The following is a 15,389-nucleotide window of genomic DNA, read 5'->3' as shown; positions in this document are numbered from 1 at the left end:
CCCTTCCCCAACACAAGAGCGCCATGACCGAAAAGACCCCTGCCAAGGCCAAGCGCCCGCCACAAACCCGGACTGGCCTGACCGACACCGGCGTGAAAAAAGCGGCCGACAAATCAGGCCGTACACGCGCGCGCGAATTTGCACTGCAGGCGCTGTACCAGCACCTGGTGGGCCGCAACGAGGCCGCATCGATTGACGCCTTCACCCGCGACCTGGTCGGCTTTCACAAGGCAGACTCGGCCCATTACGATGCCCTGCTACACGGCTGCATTGCCGAAGCTGCGGCGCTGGACGCCAGCGTCACGCCCCTGCTGGACCGCAAGATGGCCGAGATATCCCCGGTTGAACACGCGGTGCTGTGGATTGGTGCGTATGAGTTCAAACACTGCCTGGACGTGCCTTACCGCGTTGTCATCAACGAGTGCATCGAACTGGCCAAGGCTTTCGGCGGCACAGACGGCCACAAATACGTCAACGGGGTGTTGCACAAGCTGGCCCCGGGGTTTCGCGCGGCAGAAGTCGCTGCCGATCAAAAAACCTGAGGCCGGCCAGTGAGCGATATGCGCATAGCCCGGCGCGCCCAGCGCATTGAGCCCTTTTATGTCATGGAAGTTGCCAAGGCCGCTGCAAGCCTGGCAAAACAGGTGGCGCACAGCGCGCAGCCCATGATTTTCCTGAACATCGGCGAGCCGGACTTCACTGCACCACCCCTGGTTCAGCAAGCCGCCACCCGCGCCATCCACGACGGCAACACGCAATACACCCAAGCCACCGGCCTGCAAAGCCTGCGTGAGCGCATCAGCCACTGGTACAGCACACGTTTTCAGGCAGATGTCGCACCGTCGCGCATCGTCATCACCGCCGGGGCGTCGGCGGCACTGCAACTGGCCTGTCTGGCACTGATCGAAGCGGGCGACGACATCTTGATGCCCGACCCAAGCTACCCCTGCAACCGGCACTTTGTCAGTGCGACCGAGGGCAACGCGGTACTGATCCCAACTACGGCCCAAGAACGCTTCCAGCTCAGCAGTGCCAAGGTGCAGGCTGCCTGGGCAGCCCAAACGCGCGGCGTGTTGCTGGCGTCGCCATCCAACCCGACCGGCACCTCAATTGCGCCGCAAGAGTTACGCCGCATTCATGAGTTTGTGCACAGCCGCGGCGGCATCACGCTGATCGACGAGATCTACCTGGGACTGAGCTACGAAGAGGACTTCGGGCACACCGCGCTGGCCATGGGTGATGGCCTGGGCGAAAGCATCATCAGCATCAACAGCTTCAGCAAATACTTCAACATGACGGGCTGGCGCCTGGGCTGGCTGGTGGTGCCGGAGAAACTGGCGCCAGTGATTGAGCGCATCGCGCAAAACCTCTTCATCTGCCCCAGCACCATCGCGCAACACGCGGCACTGGCTTGTTTTGAAGCCGACAGCCTGGCAGAGTACGAAAAGCGACGCGCCGAGTTCAAGGCCAGGCGTGACTACTTCATCCCCGCGCTCAATCGCCTGGGCCTGCAGGTGCCAGTGATGCCGGACGGTGCTTTTTATGCCTATGCCGATTGCACACAAGCCGCCGCCCGTCTGGGCGTCAGCGGAAGCTGGGACTTTGCCTTTGAGCTGATGCAGCGGGCCCACCTGGCCGTGACACCGGGCCGGGATTTCGGCACCGATGCGCCGGAGCGTTATGTTCGCTTTTCAACTGCCAGCTCGATGGCTGAATTGAAGGAAGCTGTCGCGCGACTGGAGACTGTCCTTGGCTAACTTCCAGTGGCCGCTGCGCGTGTACTGGGAAGACACCGATGCCGGCGGCATTGTGTTTTACGCCAACTACCTGAAATTTTTTGAACGTTCGCGTACCGAGTGGCTCAGATCACTGGGTATAGCGCAGCAGCAACTGAAACAAACCACTGGCTGCATGTTTGTGGTGAGTGAAACCAGCTTGCGTTACCACCGCCCTGCGCGCCTGGATGACGAACTGATTGTTACTGCAAGGCTGATCGAAAAAGGCCGGGCGTCCTTGATAATCGGGCAGCAGGCGCTATTAAAATCAGAGCGGGCCGAGTTGCTGTGTGAAGGTACGATACGCATTGGCTGGGTAGATGCGGCCAGCCTCAAACCTGCCAGAATTCCCGCCCACATTCTTGCCCTTCTGGAAAGCACCTCATGAACCAGGATTTATCCATCGTCAACCTCATCCTCAATGCCAGCTGGGTGGTACAGGGCGTCGTGGCGCTTCTTGTTGGTGTATCGGTTGCCAGCTGGGCGGCCATCTTCCGCAAGATCGTCTCGCTCAAGCGCGTGCAGTCCCTCAACGACGAATTTGACCGCGAGTTCTGGTCTGGCACCAGCCTGAACGATTTGTTTGCCGCCGCCGCGCAAAACGCAAAACACAGCGGCCCGATGGAACGCATTTTTGCCAGCGGCATGCGCGAGTTCCAGAAACTGCGCGAGCGCCGCATGGCCGATCCAGGCATTTTGCTGGACGGCGCACGCCGCGCCATGCGCGCCAGCTACCAGCGTGAGGTCGATGCGGTGGAGTCCAACCTTTCTTTCCTGGCCACGGTGGGTTCGGTCTCACCCTATGTGGGCCTGTTCGGCACGGTCTGGGGCATCATGCACGCCTTCACCGGTCTGGCCGCGCTGGAGCAGGTCACGCTGTCCAGCGTGGCGCCTGGAATTGCCGAGGCGCTGGTAGCGACCGCTATTGGCCTGTTCGCAGCCATTCCGGCGGTGGTGGCCTACAACCGTTTTGCCCACGACATTGATCGCGTCGCCAACAAGCTGGAGACCTTTATTGAGGAGTTCTCCAACATCCTGCAACGCAACCTGGGCGCCACCTCGGCGTCAGGTCATTAATCGATATTGACGCCATGCCAGCAGTCAGTTCACGCGGCCGGGGCCGTCGAACCATCAGTGAAATCAATATGGTGCCCTTCATCGACGTGATGCTGGTACTGCTCATCATTTTCATGGTGACCGCGCCGCTGATCACGCCGAGCATGATCGCCCTGCCCAAAGTCGGCAAAGCCCCGGGCCAGCCGCCCAAACCGATCCAGATCGAAATCAGCAAGGACGAAGTCATCCAGATCAAGTCGGCCGGAAACACCCTACCGGTCAAGGTTGCGGAGGTCGGTGCCGCCGTCAAGCGCCTGCAACCTGCCGTGCCGGCCAACGAGCAGGTCACGCCCGTGGTGATCAGCGCCGACAAATCCATCAAGTACGAAACCGTGGTCAAGGTCATGGACGCCTTGCAGAAAGCCAATGTGGCCCGTGTCGGCCTGTCGGTGCAAACCGGCAACTAAGCCGGCCCGTATTGCGCATGACCAGCACCGCCGACCGCCTTGAGTTTGCGCCACAGCGTGATGCCGGTGCGTTGCGGGCTTTCGGTCTTGCGCTGCTGGTGCATATGCTGCTGATCGGCGCCCTGACCTGGGGCGTCAACTGGAAGCACAGCGATCCCGATCTCTCCTTCGAGGCTGAGCTGTGGTCCAGCGTGCCACAAGAAGCAGCGCCCAAAGAAGTGGAAGCGCCGCCGCCCCCTCCACCGCCGCCGCCCGCACCCGAACCACCGCAGGTCAAGGCACCGCCGCCGCCGCCCGCGCCGGACGTGGACATCGCGATCGAGCGCGAGAAGAAGCGCAAGCTGGAGCTGAAGAAGAAGGAAGAGGAGTTGGCAAAAGCCAAGGCCGAACAGGAGAGGCTCAAGGAGCTTCAGGCCAAAAGGGATAAAGAGCAGAAGGCAAAAGAAGACCTGGCCAAACGCAAGGCCGAAGAAGCGAAAAAAGCCGAAGACAAAAAACTGGAAGCGAAGCAGGACGCCAAAGACGCTGAAAAGAAAAAGCTGGCGGATGCCGCAGCAGAAAAGCTGCGCCAGGAAAACATCAGGCGGGCCATGGGCCTGGCCGGCGCCACGGGTGCTGCCGACGCCAAAGGCAGCGCACAAAAAGCCAGTGGTCCGTCAGCCAGCTACGGCGGCAAGGTACGCGCCAAGGTCAAACCCAACATCGTCTTTACCGAAGACATCTCTGGCAACCCGACCGCCGAGGTGGAGGTCCGTACGGCACTGGACGGCAGCATCATCAGCCAGCGGCTGATCAAGTCCAGCGGCAACAAGGCTTGGGATGAGGCGGTGATCAAGGCCATCCTCCGCACCGAGACCATGCCGCGTGATGTGGACGGCCGGGTACCGACCCCGATGATTCTGGAATTCCGGCCCAAGGACTAAACAGCGAGGTCTTGCCTGCTATCGAAACGATAGCTGCTTACGCCCGTCAAACAAGGGCCAGAGGCCGATTTCACTCATAAATAATCTGCGCAGCACCCTGGTCCGCCTGCGCCATCCAGCTGGCCAGCGCCGCGTCGGTCGGGAAAAATTTGGCTGCATCACCGAGTTGCAGCTCGGCCACCACTGTGTCACGCTTCACGCTCAGGCGCACCGCCAGACCACGTTGCACTTCGCCCTGCTCGGACATCTCCTTGCGCGGCGGAAAGTCCCGCACGATGCGCTGCACATCCGGCGCCGCGCCGTTCACCGCCACACGCAGGTACTTGCCGAAGCGGCAACGCGCGGACTCCAGGCTCCACACCTGTGTCACCTTGAAACGGCGGCCGAAGCGCTCTGAGGCAGGCTGCAGCGTGCCTTGCACAATCACCAGTTCGTCGTCTTTCAGCAAATTGCGGTTGGCGTTGAAGGTGGCTTCGTCCACCGAGGCTTCCAGTGTGTCGGTTTTATCGTCAAGTTTGAAAATAATCAGCTTGCCCCGGTTGCCATTGATGACACGCAGGTCGCTGACGATGGCGGCCAGCAGGGTCTGGTCACGCGAATCCATCAAATCATCAATTTTGCGTTTGACAAACTGCCGGACCTCGGTTTCGACCTCATCAAACAAATGCCCGGACAGGTAAAAACCGATGGCGGTTTTCTCCTGCACCAAACGCGCCTTGACACCAAACGGCATGGCATCCACCAGTGGCGGCTCCTGCGCACTTGCGGCGTGGGAGTCCATGTCGAACAAGCCGCTTTGATTGACATTGGCTTCGGCCTGCGCGGCAAACTCGAAGGCACGGTCCACAGATGCGAGCAGCGAGGCGCGGTTCAGTTGCAGGTTGTCAAAAGCACCGGCCTTGATCAGCGCCTCCACCGTGCGTTTGTTAACCTTTGACTTGTCCACCCGCAGACAGAAGTCGTACAGCGAGGTAAAGGAACCCCCTTCCTCACGCGCCGCCACCATGGCGGCTATCGCCTGCTGACCCGTCCCTTTGACGGCCCCCAGGCCATAACGAATGCTCTTGTCGGTGATCGGCTCAAAGCGATAGTGGCCTCGGTTGACATCCGGTGACTCAAAGCTGATGCCCATCTTCTGCGCATCGCCAAAAAGAATACGCAGCTTGTCGGTATCGCCCATCTCCACCGTCATGTTGGCGCAGAAAAATTCGGCCGTGTAATGCCGCTTCAGCCATGCGGTGTGGTAGGCCAGCAAGGCGTAGGCAGCCGAGTGTGACTTGTTGAAGCCATAACCGGCAAACTTCTCCATCAAGTCAAAAACTTCGTCGGCCTTTTCCTGGGACAGGCCATTGATACCAGCGCCCTTACGGAAAATGTCCCGCTGCGAGGCCATCTCCTTCTCGTCCTTCTTGCCCATTGCACGGCGCAACATGTCGGCGCCGCCCAGCGAATAGCCGCCCAGGATCTGCGCGGTCTGCATGACCTGCTCCTGGTAGACCATGATGCCGTAGGTCTCTTCCAGGATGGGCTTGACGCGCGGGTCCGGGTACTCGGGTATCTCCTTGCCCTGCTTGCGCGCAATGTAAGTCGGGATCAGGTCCATCGGACCCGGCCGGTACAGCGCGTTCATCGCAATCAGGTCTTCCAGCCGGTTGGGCCTGGCGTCGCGCAACATGCGCTGCATGCCTATGCTTTCAAACTGGAAAACAGCCTCGGTCTTGCCTTCCGCAAACAGCGCATACACCCTGGGGTCGTCGAGCGGCAGGTTTTCAAATCGGAAATCTTTTTGCGCCGGATGCCGCTGGACGATAAATTCACGCGCCAGCTCGAGGATGGTCAGCGTGGCCAGGCCCAGAAAGTCGAACTTGACGAGGCCAATCGCCTCCACGTCGTTTTTGTCGAACTGGCTCACAGCCGATGTGCTGCCGGGCTGCAGGTAGAGGGGGCAAAAATCAGTGAGTTTTCCCGGTGCAATCAACACACCGCCGGCGTGCATGCCAACGTTGCGCGTCAGGCCTTCCAGCTTGCGCGCCAGCTCAAGCAGGGTGCGCACGTCTTCTTCCTTGGCCTCGCGCTCTGCCAGCACCGGTTCGGCTTCCAGCGCGTACACCATCTTGTCGTTTTTCTTGCGGTCGGCGGGCACCAGTTGCAGGGTCACGGCCTGGCCCGGCTTGTTCGGAATCAGTTTGGAGATGCCATCGCAAAAGCCGTAAGAAAAATCGAGCACCCGGCCCACGTCGCGAATCGCGGCGCGTGCGGCCATGGTTCCGAAGGTAACGATCTGGCTAACCGCAGCGTGACCGTACTTGTCCTTCACATAGTCAATCACGCGGTCGCGGTTGGTCTGGCAGAAGTCGATGTCGAAGTCGGGCATGGACACCCGCTCAGGGTTCAGGAAACGCTCGAACAGCAGGTTGTATTGCAGCGGGTCCAGATCGGTGATCTTCAGCGAATACGCCACCAGCGATCCGGCACCGGAACCGCGTCCCGGCCCCACTGGGCAGCCGTTGTTCTTGGCCCAGTTGATGAAGTCGCCCACGATCAGGAAGTAGCCGGGGAAGCCCATCTTCAGGATGGTGTTGATCTCAAACTCCAGCCGCTCGACGTACTGCGGCCGCTTGTCGGTGCGGATGGCTTCGTTCGGATACAGGTGCGCCAGCCGCTCTTCCAGGCCTTCAAAAGAGGCATGGCGAAAGTACTCGTCGGGCGGCATACGCACGCCATTGACCTCGGGCGTCGGATATTCGGGCAGCATCGCTTTGCCCAAGTCGAGCTTGAGGTTGCAGCGTTTGGCGATCTCCAGCGTATTGGCCAGCGCCGAAGGCAGGTCGGCAAACAACTCAGTCATCTGCGCGGAGGACTTGAAATACTGCTCGCGCGTGAACTTGCGCACGCGCCGCGCATTGCCCAGAATTTCACCCTCGGCAATACACACACGCGCCTCATGCGCCTCGTAGTCGTCGTAGGTCAAAAATTGCACCGGATGCGTGGCCACCACCGGCAGCTTGAGCCGCGCGGCCAATTGCACTGCCGCCACCACATGTTGCTCATCGTCGGCCCGCTGGGCACGCTGCAACTCCAGATAGAAGCGGTGCGGGAAAATCCCCGCCAGTTGCAGCGCACATTCAGTCGCGCGCGCCGCATCGCCCTGCACCAGCGCCTGCCCCACCGCGCCGCCCTGCGCGCCCGACAGGGCAATCAGGCCTTCGCCCAGCTCCTGCAGCCAGGCCAGGCTGACAATGGCCTGGTCGCGCACCACACCGCGTGTCCAGGCCCGGGTCAGCAACTCCGACAGGTTCAGATAACCCTGTCGGTTTTGCACCAGCAACAGCAGCCTGGCGGGTGCAGCCCCAGCCTCCTTGCCCGGCACCTGCACCCAAACGTCGGCACCTATCAGTGGCTTGACGCCCGCGCCCCGCGTTTCCTTGTAAAACTTGACAGTGCCAAACAGGTTACTCAGGTCGGTGATGGCCAGCGCGGGCTGACCATCGCTCGCTGCGGCGCGCACAATTTCATCGATGCGGTTGGTGCCGTCGACCACCGAAAATTCAGTGTGAATACGTAAATGAACAAACATGGATTCATTTTAGGCGCCGGCTTCCGGCGCCCGGCCGCCCGCGCTTACTACAATCCCCCGATCATGCACATCCTGAACATAGCGGCCTACAAATTTGTAGCGCTGGATCGACTGCCGGATCTACAGACGGCAATGCGTGAAGCGCTGCAAACCCGTGCCATCACGGGCACCGTGCTGCTGGCTGAAGAAGGCATCAACCTGTTTCTGGCCGCGCCCGGGCCCGCCATTCATGATTTTTTGGTATGGCTGCGGCAGGATCCGCGCCTGTCCGACCTGCCGGTCAAGGAAAGCTGGTCGCATGCCGCGCCTTTTCGCAAGCTGCTCGTGAAGGTCAAGCCGGAAATCATCAAGATGAACCACCCCGCCATCCAGCCCTCAGCGGGGCGCGCGCCTGCGGTGGATGCCGCAACCCTCCAACGCTGGCTGGACTGCGGGCATGACGATGGCGGGCGGCCCGTGGTGACCCTGGACACGCGCAACGCCTTTGAAGTGGACGTGGGCAGTTTCAAAAACGCCATCGACTGGCGCATAGCCAAATTCACCGAGTTTCCGCAGGCGCTGCTCAAGCACCGCGATTCGCTGCAGGGCAAAACCGTGGTGAGTTTTTGCACTGGCGGCATTCGCTGCGAAAAAGCCGCGATTTTCATGCGCGAAGCAGGTGTCGAACAGGTGTACCAACTGGACGGCGGCATCCTGAAATATTTTGAAGAGTGCGGTCACGCCCATTTTGACGGAGCGTGTTTTGTCTTTGATGCACGCCGGGCGCTGGACCCGGGCCTACAGCCCCGGGTGCCGCTCAGTCCGGGCTAAAACGTCGTTCCGGCAAGGCAATGAGTTCATCGTCGCCCGCAACCCGGCCCATGGCCTGTTGCTCCCAATCCTGCGCGGCCTGCACAATGCGCTCTTTGCGGCTGGACACAAAATTCCACCACATGAATCGGCGCTCTGGCAGCGTATCGCCGCCTATCACCATCAAGCGACTAGCGTCCCCCGCCTCCATGGTCGCGGTCAGGCCGGGCTCCAGCAGCACCAGGGTGTGAACTGCCACAGGTTCACCATCCACCATCAGCTCGCCATCCACCACGTACAGCGCCAGCTCTTCGGCCAGCGGAGGCAATTCGAACACCGCACCGGCCGCCAGCTGGATATCGAGGTACAGCGTTTTTGAAAAAGTCCTCACCGGAGAGCTTTGGCCATAAGCATCACCAACCAGGACGCGAACCGTTGCATCGCGCATCTGCAGCACGGGAATATCAGCCGCTGGGGTATGTACAAAATCCGGCGCCACTTCTTCATGTGCGCGCGGCAAGGCAGCCCACAACTGGATGCCATGATTCACATAGGTCTGGTTTTTCAGATCGTCCGGTGCGCGCTCTGAATGAACAATGCCGCGCCCGGCGGTCATCCAGTTGATTGCGCCAGGCTCAATGCGCTGCGCAAACCCAAGGCTGTCACGGTGCATGATCGCGCCGTCAAACAGATAGGTGACCGTCGCCAGTCCGATGTGGGGATGCGGCCGCACATCATGCGTGCTGCCCGGCTGCAGTGTGACCGGTCCAAAATGATCAAAAAACAGAAAAGGCCCGACCGACTGGCGCCGCGCATCTGGCAAGAGGCGGCGCACTTGAAAGCCGCCGCCCAGGTCTTTGTCGTGACCGGTCAGTGTTTGTGTGACAGGCATGTGGAATTCCCTTCTGGTGTCAGCGTGGGCGCGATATCAGGGGCGAAATTTGGCCGCCACGTCAGCCACGCGCTGGCCAAACAAACGGGCCGTTTCCAGGTCGCCTGGTGACATCTCGCCGGCGCCGCTGTCCGAAGGGGACTGCGCGATCGCGCCGCTGTAAGACACCAGGTAGTTGACGTCATCGCGCTTGGCAGCCTTGGAATTGGACGGCATCAGGCCCTGGCTGACCCAGACCATGCTGTGCTGCATGGCCAGAGTGAACAACGCAGTCAGCGTGCCCTGTTTGTCGCCATTCATGCCCGCGCTGTTGGTAAAGCCAGCGGCCAGCTTGTCTTTCCAGTCCTGGCTGAACCAGGGCTTGGACGAAGCGTCTGCAAACTTCTTGAACTGCCAGCTGACGCTGCCCATGTAGGTCGGCGAGCCGAAAATGATGGCATCAGCGGCCTTGAGCTGCTCCCAGCCGCCATCAGGCAGATTGCCATCGGCGTCAATGGCCAACAACTGGGCGCTGGCCCCATTGGCAACGGCTTGCGCCATGCGCTGGGTATGGCCGTAGCCCGAGTGATAAACCACCACGATGTTTGTCATAACTTGTCCTTGCTGTTGTCAATCAACAGGCCAGCTGAAGGCCGGCCTGGAAAATCCGGGCAGACGGTCAATCAGCCCTTGAATCTGGCGTCCACGCTCAGCGGACCTGCACCCCAGGCGGCAATGGTCAACAAGCCGCCGACCACAGCGATGTTCTTGAAAAAGGCTTGTTGCTGCTGCATCACCATCTCGGCCGGCATGGCCCAGAAGTTGTGGAAGATGAAGGTGATGACGACGGTAAACAGCGCAATGCCCAATGCTGCCCAACGCGTCTGCAGACCGATCAGCAGCAACAGGCCCAGGCCCAGTTCGACCGCAATGGCGATGGCTGCAGCCACCTCGGGTAACGGCACACCTTTGGAGGCGATGTAGCCCGCCGTCCCGGCAAAGCCGCCTATCTTGCTGAACCCCGCGGGAATGAACAGCAGGGCAATCAGCACGCGGCCAATCAGGGAGAGTGGGGTTTGCAGTGAGTTAAGCATGGTGAATCCTCGGTTAAAAAAGATTGAAAAGAAAAATGGGGCCCCGGCAGGCGGGGTGCGCAAGTCAGTATGCAGCAGGCAGATGAAACTTGCCCAAGCCTTGGGTCAAGCTCACGCTGCAACTAGGGCGCCAGGTCAAAAACCAGCACCTCGGCCGCCTTGCCACCCGACAGCTGCAGGCGAGCCTCGCCCTCCAGTTTGGCGGCGTCGCCGGTGCGAAGTAGCTCGCCATTGACCTGAAGTTCGCCGCGCACCAGATGCACGTAGGTTTTACGATTGGCATCGAGTGCCAGATCGGCTGCCTCTGCGCCGTCGAACAGGCCCGCATATAACCTTGCGTCGGCATGCACCGTGACCGAGCCCTGGGCACCATCGCCGGAAGCCACCAGCCGGAGCTTGCCGCGCTTGTCGCTTTCGGAAAAAGTCTTCTGCTCGTAACTGGCAGGAATGCCCGTGACATTGGGCTCGATCCAGATTTGCAGGAAATGCGTGGTTTGTCCGTCCGCGTGGTTGAACTCGCTGTGCTGCACACCGGTGCCCGCACTCATGCGCTGCACGTCACCCGGCGGGATGCCCTTGACGTTGCCCATGCTGTCCTTGTGCGCCAGCTCACCACTGAGCACATAACTGATGATTTCCATGTCGCGGTGACCGTGGGTGCCAAAGCCCCGGCCAGCGGCAATGCGGTCTTCATTGATGACGCGCAGATTCCCAAAACCCATGTGGGCAGGGTCGTAATATCCGGCAAACGAGAAGGAATGGAAGGACTTGAGCCAGCCGTGGTCGGCATAACCGCGTTCGCTGGAACTGCGTTGGGTGATCATGAAGGGCTCCTTTCGAGCGGGTCTGTGAATAACTCCAATGTAGGGGCAGACCGCCCTCTGGCCGTTGCGCCGCTTTGATGGCATCATTCAAATTATTTGAACCCTACACCGTCCAATGATCCGAAACCGCGTGCGTGATGTCCTGACCCCGGAAGCCTTGGGCCTGATTGAAGCCGTGCATCGCTACGGCAGCATGGCGGCAGCCGCGCGCGAGCTCGGCGTGGTACCCAGCGCCCTCACTTACCGGATTCGCCAGGTGGAAGATGCGCTGGACGTCCTGCTGTTTGACCGGTCTTCGCGGCAGGCGCGGCTGACCGAAGCCGGCAAGGAACTGCTGCGCGAAGGCAGCCGCCTGCTGCTGGAGCTCGACGCCGTGGCGAATCGTGTCAAACGGGTGGCCACTGGCTGGGAGCCCTCCCTGACGCTGGCGGTGGACAGCGTGATCTCGCGCAGCACGGTGATGGAGTTGTGTGAGGCCTTTTTCGCGCTGACCCCGCCCACCCGCCTGCGGCTGCGCGAAGAGGCGCTGTCCGGCACACTGGAAGCGCTGACCTCAGGCCAGGCCGACCTGGCCATTGGCGTGGCGATTGAGCCGGGCGTGCACAAATCAGTACAGAGCAAACCACTGGGCAACATCCATTTCATTTACGCGGTGGCGCCGCACCACCCACTGGCGCTGGCCACTGAACCCGTGACCGACGCCATGCTGATGCCGCACCGCGCGGTTGCGGTGGCCGACTCGGTGCAGCGCGGCAGCGGCGTCACGGTCGGTCTGCTGGGCGGGCAAGACATTTTCACCGTGCCCGGCATGCAGGAAAAACTGGCGGCGCAACTGCGCGGCCTGGGCGGTGGTTTTCTGCCCGAGTACCTGGCGCGGCCACATATCGCCACCGGCCGGCTGGTGGAAAAACGCGTGCAACGGGCTGCGCGCGTGATGCCGATCGCTTACGCCTGGCGCCGCACGGATAGCGGCCCCGAGGGACGCGCCCTGCAATGGTGGCTGCAGCAATTGGCGCGTCCCGCCACACGCCAGGCGCTGCTGGAGCGCGATGCCGCGCTTTAAAAACGCGCAACCACCGCCGCTGCGTGTAGAGTGCGTCCATGGTTTTCGTTTAAGGTTGCGTTGTGACTACATCCAGAAATAACAAAGACATGACTCCAAAATCCCGCCCTACACCCTCCCCAACGCCCTTGCCTCGTCATATCGCCGTGGTCGGCGCAGGCATGGCCGGTGTCGCCTGCGCCCGCACCCTGGTGCAGGCGGGCCACCGCGTGACGGTGTTTGAAAAAAGCCGGGGCCCGGGCGGTCGCATGGCCACCCGCAACACCGAGTTTGGGGGCTTTGACCACGGCACCCAATACTTCACGGTACGCGACAGCCGTTTCGAAAAAGCACTGGCAAGCAGCCCTGGGCTGGTGCGCCCGTGGAGTGCCAACACCGTGCGCATTCTGGATGAAGCGGGCCGCGTGGTGGCCGCCTCGCTGCCGCCCAAAGAAGCCCATTGGGTCGCCACACCCGGCATGAACGCGCTGCTCAAACATTGGGCACAGCCGCTGGCTGCAAGCGGCTCGCTGGCGCTGGAAACCCAGGTCAGCCGCATTGAGCCCGACACTCTGCACCCGGAACGCTGGCAGTTGCAGACCGAAGGGCCGGGCGCCGACAGCCGGGTGTACTCGGGCTTTGATGCCGTGGTGCTGGCGGTGCCTGCGCCCCAGGCCCACGCCCTGCTGCTGAGCTCCCAGCACGGCAAAACCCTGATGCCGGTATTGGCCGGCGTCAGCATTGCACCCTGCTGGACCCTGATGCTGGCCTTCCCGCAAGCCATGCAGCCGACGCTGCAGCACCTGGGCCCGCACTGGAATGCAGCCCGCAGCACCCACCACCGCATCGCCTGGCTGGCGCGCGAGTCGTCCAAGCCGGGGCGCGGTGCCATCGAACGCTGGACAGTGCAAGCCAGCCCCGAGTGGTCCGAGCGCCACCTGGAGGACGACGCCGAACGCGTCAAGGCCAAACTGCTCAAGGCCTTCACCGAAGTGACCGGTATTCGCGCCCAACCCTCGCATGCCGACGTGCACCGCTGGCGCTACGCGCAAGCCACACAGCCGCTGGATAAAAGCCACGTGTGGGACGCCAGATCGCGGATTGGGGCGTGCGGAGACTGGTGCCTGGGTCACAGAGTTGAAGAGGCTTTTGTCTCCGGACTGGAGATGGCCCTGAAAATCTGTTAGCCCGGCGGGCGCACCTGCATACAGCTCCGGACGAGCGGGTGAATGACATGACCAGCGTGTCGACTCGATATGTCGGCCGTTTTGCGCCCTCGCCAACTGGCCCGCTGCATGCGGGCTCCATGGTCGCCGCGCTGGCAAGCTGGCTCGATGCCCGCGCACATGCAGGACGTTGGCTGGTACGTATCGAAGACATTGACACGCCGCGCTGCGTACCGGGCGCTGACGCGCTGATCATGCAGCAACTGGCCGCCTGTGGCCTGTTGCCCGACGCAGCGCCGCTGTACCAGTCGCAGCGCAGCAGCTTTTACCAGGCCGCACTGGACAGCCTGGTAGCAGCCGGACTGGCATATCCCTGTGCCTGCAGCCGAAGCGATATTGAACAGGCGCTGGCTGCGAGCGGGCAGCCGCGCAGCCGCAACCAGGAGCTGCGCTACCCTGGAACCTGCCGACAAGGACTGCAAGGGCGCCCCACACGCGCCTGGCGCTTTCTCACTGAAAACTGCAAGCAAAACAGGCCTCCCGCCCTTATTCCACATGCGCAAGCAGCTCCTGATTTAGTAGCAGATCAGATGCTTCATTGGAACGACCGCCGGCTGGGCCCGCAACAGCAAAACGTCCATCAGGCGGTAGGGGACTTTGTTCTCAAACGTGCTGATGGCCTGTGGGCCTATCAGCTGGCGGTGGTGGTGGATGATGGCGCGCAGGGTATTACGGACATCGTCCGGGGCGAAGACCTGGCCGACAACACGGCGCGGCAGATAGGGCTGCAACGCGCACTCGGCCTGCCGCTGCCGCGCTACCTGCACACGCCCCTGGTGCGGGGTGACGACGGCGAAAAACTCTCCAAACAAAACGGCGCTACAGCGCTGGACACCAGCCAAGCCATGCACGTACTGGATCAGGCCGGGCAGGTACTTGGTCTTCCTGCAGGCCTGTCGGCGCAGACGCCCGCTGACTGGCTAAGGCAAGCCGTCGCTCTCTGGGGCCGGGCGACTAAAATTGACCGGTGATTGAATCCCCCCCCACTATCCCGCCGTCCCACCCGCCTGAAGGCGCCTCGCCTGACGCCAGCCACCTGCGCACCATCCGCAGCTTTGTCCTGCGCACCGGCCGAACCACTGCAGGCCAGGCCAGGGCTTTTGCCGACGCCGGTCCAAAGTTCCTTCTGCCTTATTCGGCAGCGCCGCTGGACGTCGAAGCCACCTTCGGGCGCGTAGCACCCACCATTCTGGAAATCGGCTTCGGCATGGGCGAAGCCACGGCACAAATTGCGGCCTTGCTGCCGGAGAAAAACTTCCTCTGCTGCGAGGTGCACACGCCGGGGGTGGGCGCACTGCTCAAGCGAATCACGGAACAGGGGCTGGAAAACATCCGCATCCTGCAACACGACGCGGTGCAGGTGCTGGACCACATGCTGCCGCCCGGCAGCCTGGACGGCGTGCACATCTTTTTCCCCGACCCCTGGCACAAGAAAAAGCACAACAAGCGCCGGCTGATCCAGGGGCCGCTCGCAGCCAAACTTGCGGCCCGCCTCAAGCCCGGTGGCTACCTGCATTGCGCCACCGACTGGCAGCCGTATGCCGAGCAAATCCTGGAAGTGCTACAGGCAGAACCCTTGCTGAAAAACACGGCGGCAAGTGCTGACGGTTATGCCGCCAAGCCCGACTACCGCCCGCTGACCAAGTTTGAAAACCGTGGCATCAAGCTCGGGCATGGCGTCTGGGACCTGGTGTTTACGCGTGTCCAGACCACTTGAGACTCTGGAAGGCGTGGGGGATCCCTCT

General features: G+C 61.7%; 16 protein-coding genes. 11 read left to right on the top strand and 5 right to left on the bottom strand.

All coding sequences use genetic code 11. The features are described 5' to 3' along the window. Positions 1–23: 23 nt before the first annotated feature. The 6 genes from nusB to tolA are packed head-to-tail and all read left to right on the top strand — an operon-like array spanning position 24 to position 4,221. Positions 24–542, top strand: coding sequence for a transcription antitermination factor NusB (gene nusB / locus Q8L50_RS02850; RefSeq protein ID WP_305347139.1), 519 nt, complete (start codon positions 24–26; stop codon positions 540–542). Between the two features lie 18 nt (positions 543–560). Continuing rightward, a complete protein-coding gene (locus tag Q8L50_RS02845) occupies positions 561–1,757 on the top strand; it encodes a pyridoxal phosphate-dependent aminotransferase (protein WP_305347130.1) in 1,197 nt (398 codons plus the stop codon). Next, a complete protein-coding gene (ybgC, locus tag Q8L50_RS02840; RefSeq protein WP_305347129.1) occupies positions 1,750–2,163 on the top strand; it encodes a tol-pal system-associated acyl-CoA thioesterase in 414 nt (137 codons plus the stop codon). The genes Q8L50_RS02845 and ybgC overlap by 8 nt, the downstream gene beginning before the upstream one ends. After that, the gene (tolQ, locus tag Q8L50_RS02835) at positions 2,160–2,852 is read left to right on the top strand and encodes a protein TolQ (protein WP_305347128.1); all 693 of its coding nucleotides are present in this window, start codon (positions 2,160–2,162) and stop codon (positions 2,850–2,852) included. Before ybgC ends, tolQ begins: the two co-directional genes overlap by 4 nt. A 14-nt stretch (positions 2,853–2,866) precedes the next feature. Further along, complete coding sequence (locus tag Q8L50_RS02830) at positions 2,867–3,298, top strand: biopolymer transporter ExbD (protein ID WP_305347127.1); 432 nt, start codon at positions 2,867–2,869, stop codon at positions 3,296–3,298. Positions 3,299–3,315: 17 nt separating this feature from the next. Beyond that, entirely contained in the window at positions 3,316–4,221 is a 906-nt protein-coding gene (tolA, locus tag Q8L50_RS02825; RefSeq protein ID WP_305347126.1) for a cell envelope integrity protein TolA, read from the top strand. Between the two features lie 70 nt (positions 4,222–4,291). Here tolA and dnaE read toward each other — a convergent pair whose 3' ends face one another. After that, positions 4,292–7,798 (bottom strand): DNA polymerase III subunit alpha, encoded by a 3,507-nt coding sequence (dnaE, locus tag Q8L50_RS02820; RefSeq protein ID WP_305347125.1) that lies wholly within the window; start codon positions 7,796–7,798, stop codon positions 4,292–4,294. 63 nt (positions 7,799–7,861) lie between these two features. Between dnaE and Q8L50_RS02815 the strand changes: the two genes are divergently transcribed. Next, entirely contained in the window at positions 7,862–8,608 is a 747-nt protein-coding gene (locus Q8L50_RS02815) for a sulfurtransferase (protein WP_305347124.1), read from the top strand. Here the strand turns inward: Q8L50_RS02815 and Q8L50_RS02810 are convergent. From Q8L50_RS02810 to Q8L50_RS02795, 4 genes are all read right to left on the bottom strand, one after another. Continuing rightward, positions 8,595–9,479 (bottom strand): pirin family protein, encoded by an 885-nt coding sequence (locus Q8L50_RS02810; RefSeq protein ID WP_305347123.1) that lies wholly within the window; start codon positions 9,477–9,479, stop codon positions 8,595–8,597. The genes Q8L50_RS02815 and Q8L50_RS02810 overlap by 14 nt on opposite strands. 36 nt (positions 9,480–9,515) lie before the next feature. Then, on the bottom strand, positions 9,516–10,070 hold the full coding sequence (locus tag Q8L50_RS02805) for a flavodoxin family protein (RefSeq protein WP_305347122.1): 555 nt from the start codon (positions 10,068–10,070) through the stop codon (positions 9,516–9,518). A gap of 71 nt (positions 10,071–10,141) precedes the next feature. Continuing rightward, the gene (locus tag Q8L50_RS02800; protein ID WP_305347121.1) at positions 10,142–10,552 is read right to left on the bottom strand and encodes a DoxX family protein; all 411 of its coding nucleotides are present in this window, start codon (positions 10,550–10,552) and stop codon (positions 10,142–10,144) included. A 122-nt stretch (positions 10,553–10,674) separates the two neighbouring features. Then, on the bottom strand, positions 10,675–11,376 hold the full coding sequence (locus tag Q8L50_RS02795) for a pirin family protein (RefSeq protein WP_305347120.1): 702 nt from the start codon (positions 11,374–11,376) through the stop codon (positions 10,675–10,677). Positions 11,377–11,491: 115 nt separating this feature from the next. Between Q8L50_RS02795 and Q8L50_RS02790 the strand changes: the two genes are divergently transcribed. The 4 genes from Q8L50_RS02790 to trmB all read left to right on the top strand — a co-directional run bounded on the left by Q8L50_RS02790 (position 11,492) and on the right by trmB (position 15,361). Next, positions 11,492–12,439, top strand: coding sequence for a LysR family transcriptional regulator (locus tag Q8L50_RS02790; RefSeq protein WP_305347119.1), 948 nt, complete (start codon positions 11,492–11,494; stop codon positions 12,437–12,439). Positions 12,440–12,528: 89 nt separating this feature from the next. Beyond that, the gene (locus tag Q8L50_RS02785) at positions 12,529–13,605 is read left to right on the top strand and encodes an NAD(P)/FAD-dependent oxidoreductase (RefSeq protein WP_305347118.1); all 1,077 of its coding nucleotides are present in this window, start codon (positions 12,529–12,531) and stop codon (positions 13,603–13,605) included. 47 nt (positions 13,606–13,652) lie between these two features. Beyond that, a complete protein-coding gene (gene gluQRS / locus Q8L50_RS02780; RefSeq protein ID WP_305347117.1) occupies positions 13,653–14,615 on the top strand; it encodes a tRNA glutamyl-Q(34) synthetase GluQRS in 963 nt (320 codons plus the stop codon). Then, the gene (trmB, locus tag Q8L50_RS02775) at positions 14,612–15,361 is read left to right on the top strand and encodes a tRNA (guanosine(46)-N7)-methyltransferase TrmB (RefSeq protein WP_370869729.1); all 750 of its coding nucleotides are present in this window, start codon (positions 14,612–14,614) and stop codon (positions 15,359–15,361) included. Before gluQRS ends, trmB begins: the two co-directional genes overlap by 4 nt. Positions 15,362–15,389: the final 28 nt, after the last annotated feature.

Source organism: Polaromonas sp. (genome assembly GCF_030680935.1).
Taxonomy (GTDB): Bacteria; Pseudomonadota; Gammaproteobacteria; order Burkholderiales; family Burkholderiaceae_C; genus Polaromonas.
Note: the sequence above shows the minus strand (reverse complement) of the source record. Positions and strands in the feature narration are given on the sequence as shown.

Bases quoted from the DNA above. Each gene is read 5' to 3' on its own strand.
- Q8L50_RS02810 (WP_305347123.1), bottom strand. From the start codon at position 9,479: ATGCCTGTCACACAAACACTGACCGGTCACGACAAAGACCTGGGCGGC.
- Q8L50_RS02815 (WP_305347124.1), top strand. From the start codon at position 7,862: ATGCACATCCTGAACATAGCGGCCTACAAATTTGTAGCGCTGGATCGA.
- Q8L50_RS02830 (WP_305347127.1), top strand. From the start codon at position 2,867: ATGCCAGCAGTCAGTTCACGCGGCCGGGGCCGTCGAACCATCAGTGAA.
- Q8L50_RS02800 (WP_305347121.1), bottom strand. From the start codon at position 10,552: ATGCTTAACTCACTGCAAACCCCACTCTCCCTGATTGGCCGCGTGCTG.
- Q8L50_RS02805 (WP_305347122.1), bottom strand. From the start codon at position 10,070: ATGACAAACATCGTGGTGGTTTATCACTCGGGCTACGGCCATACCCAG.
- dnaE (WP_305347125.1), bottom strand. From the start codon at position 7,798: ATGTTTGTTCATTTACGTATTCACACTGAATTTTCGGTGGTCGACGGC.
- gluQRS (WP_305347117.1), top strand. From the start codon at position 13,653: ATGACCAGCGTGTCGACTCGATATGTCGGCCGTTTTGCGCCCTCGCCA.
- Q8L50_RS02790 (WP_305347119.1), top strand. From the start codon at position 11,492: ATGATCCGAAACCGCGTGCGTGATGTCCTGACCCCGGAAGCCTTGGGC.
- tolA (WP_305347126.1), top strand. From the start codon at position 3,316: ATGACCAGCACCGCCGACCGCCTTGAGTTTGCGCCACAGCGTGATGCC.
- Q8L50_RS02845 (WP_305347130.1), top strand. From the start codon at position 561: ATGCGCATAGCCCGGCGCGCCCAGCGCATTGAGCCCTTTTATGTCATG.
- nusB (WP_305347139.1), top strand. From the start codon at position 24: ATGACCGAAAAGACCCCTGCCAAGGCCAAGCGCCCGCCACAAACCCGG.
- Q8L50_RS02795 (WP_305347120.1), bottom strand. From the start codon at position 11,376: ATGATCACCCAACGCAGTTCCAGCGAACGCGGTTATGCCGACCACGGC.
- Q8L50_RS02785 (WP_305347118.1), top strand. From the start codon at position 12,529: ATGACTCCAAAATCCCGCCCTACACCCTCCCCAACGCCCTTGCCTCGT.
- tolQ (WP_305347128.1), top strand. From the start codon at position 2,160: ATGAACCAGGATTTATCCATCGTCAACCTCATCCTCAATGCCAGCTGG.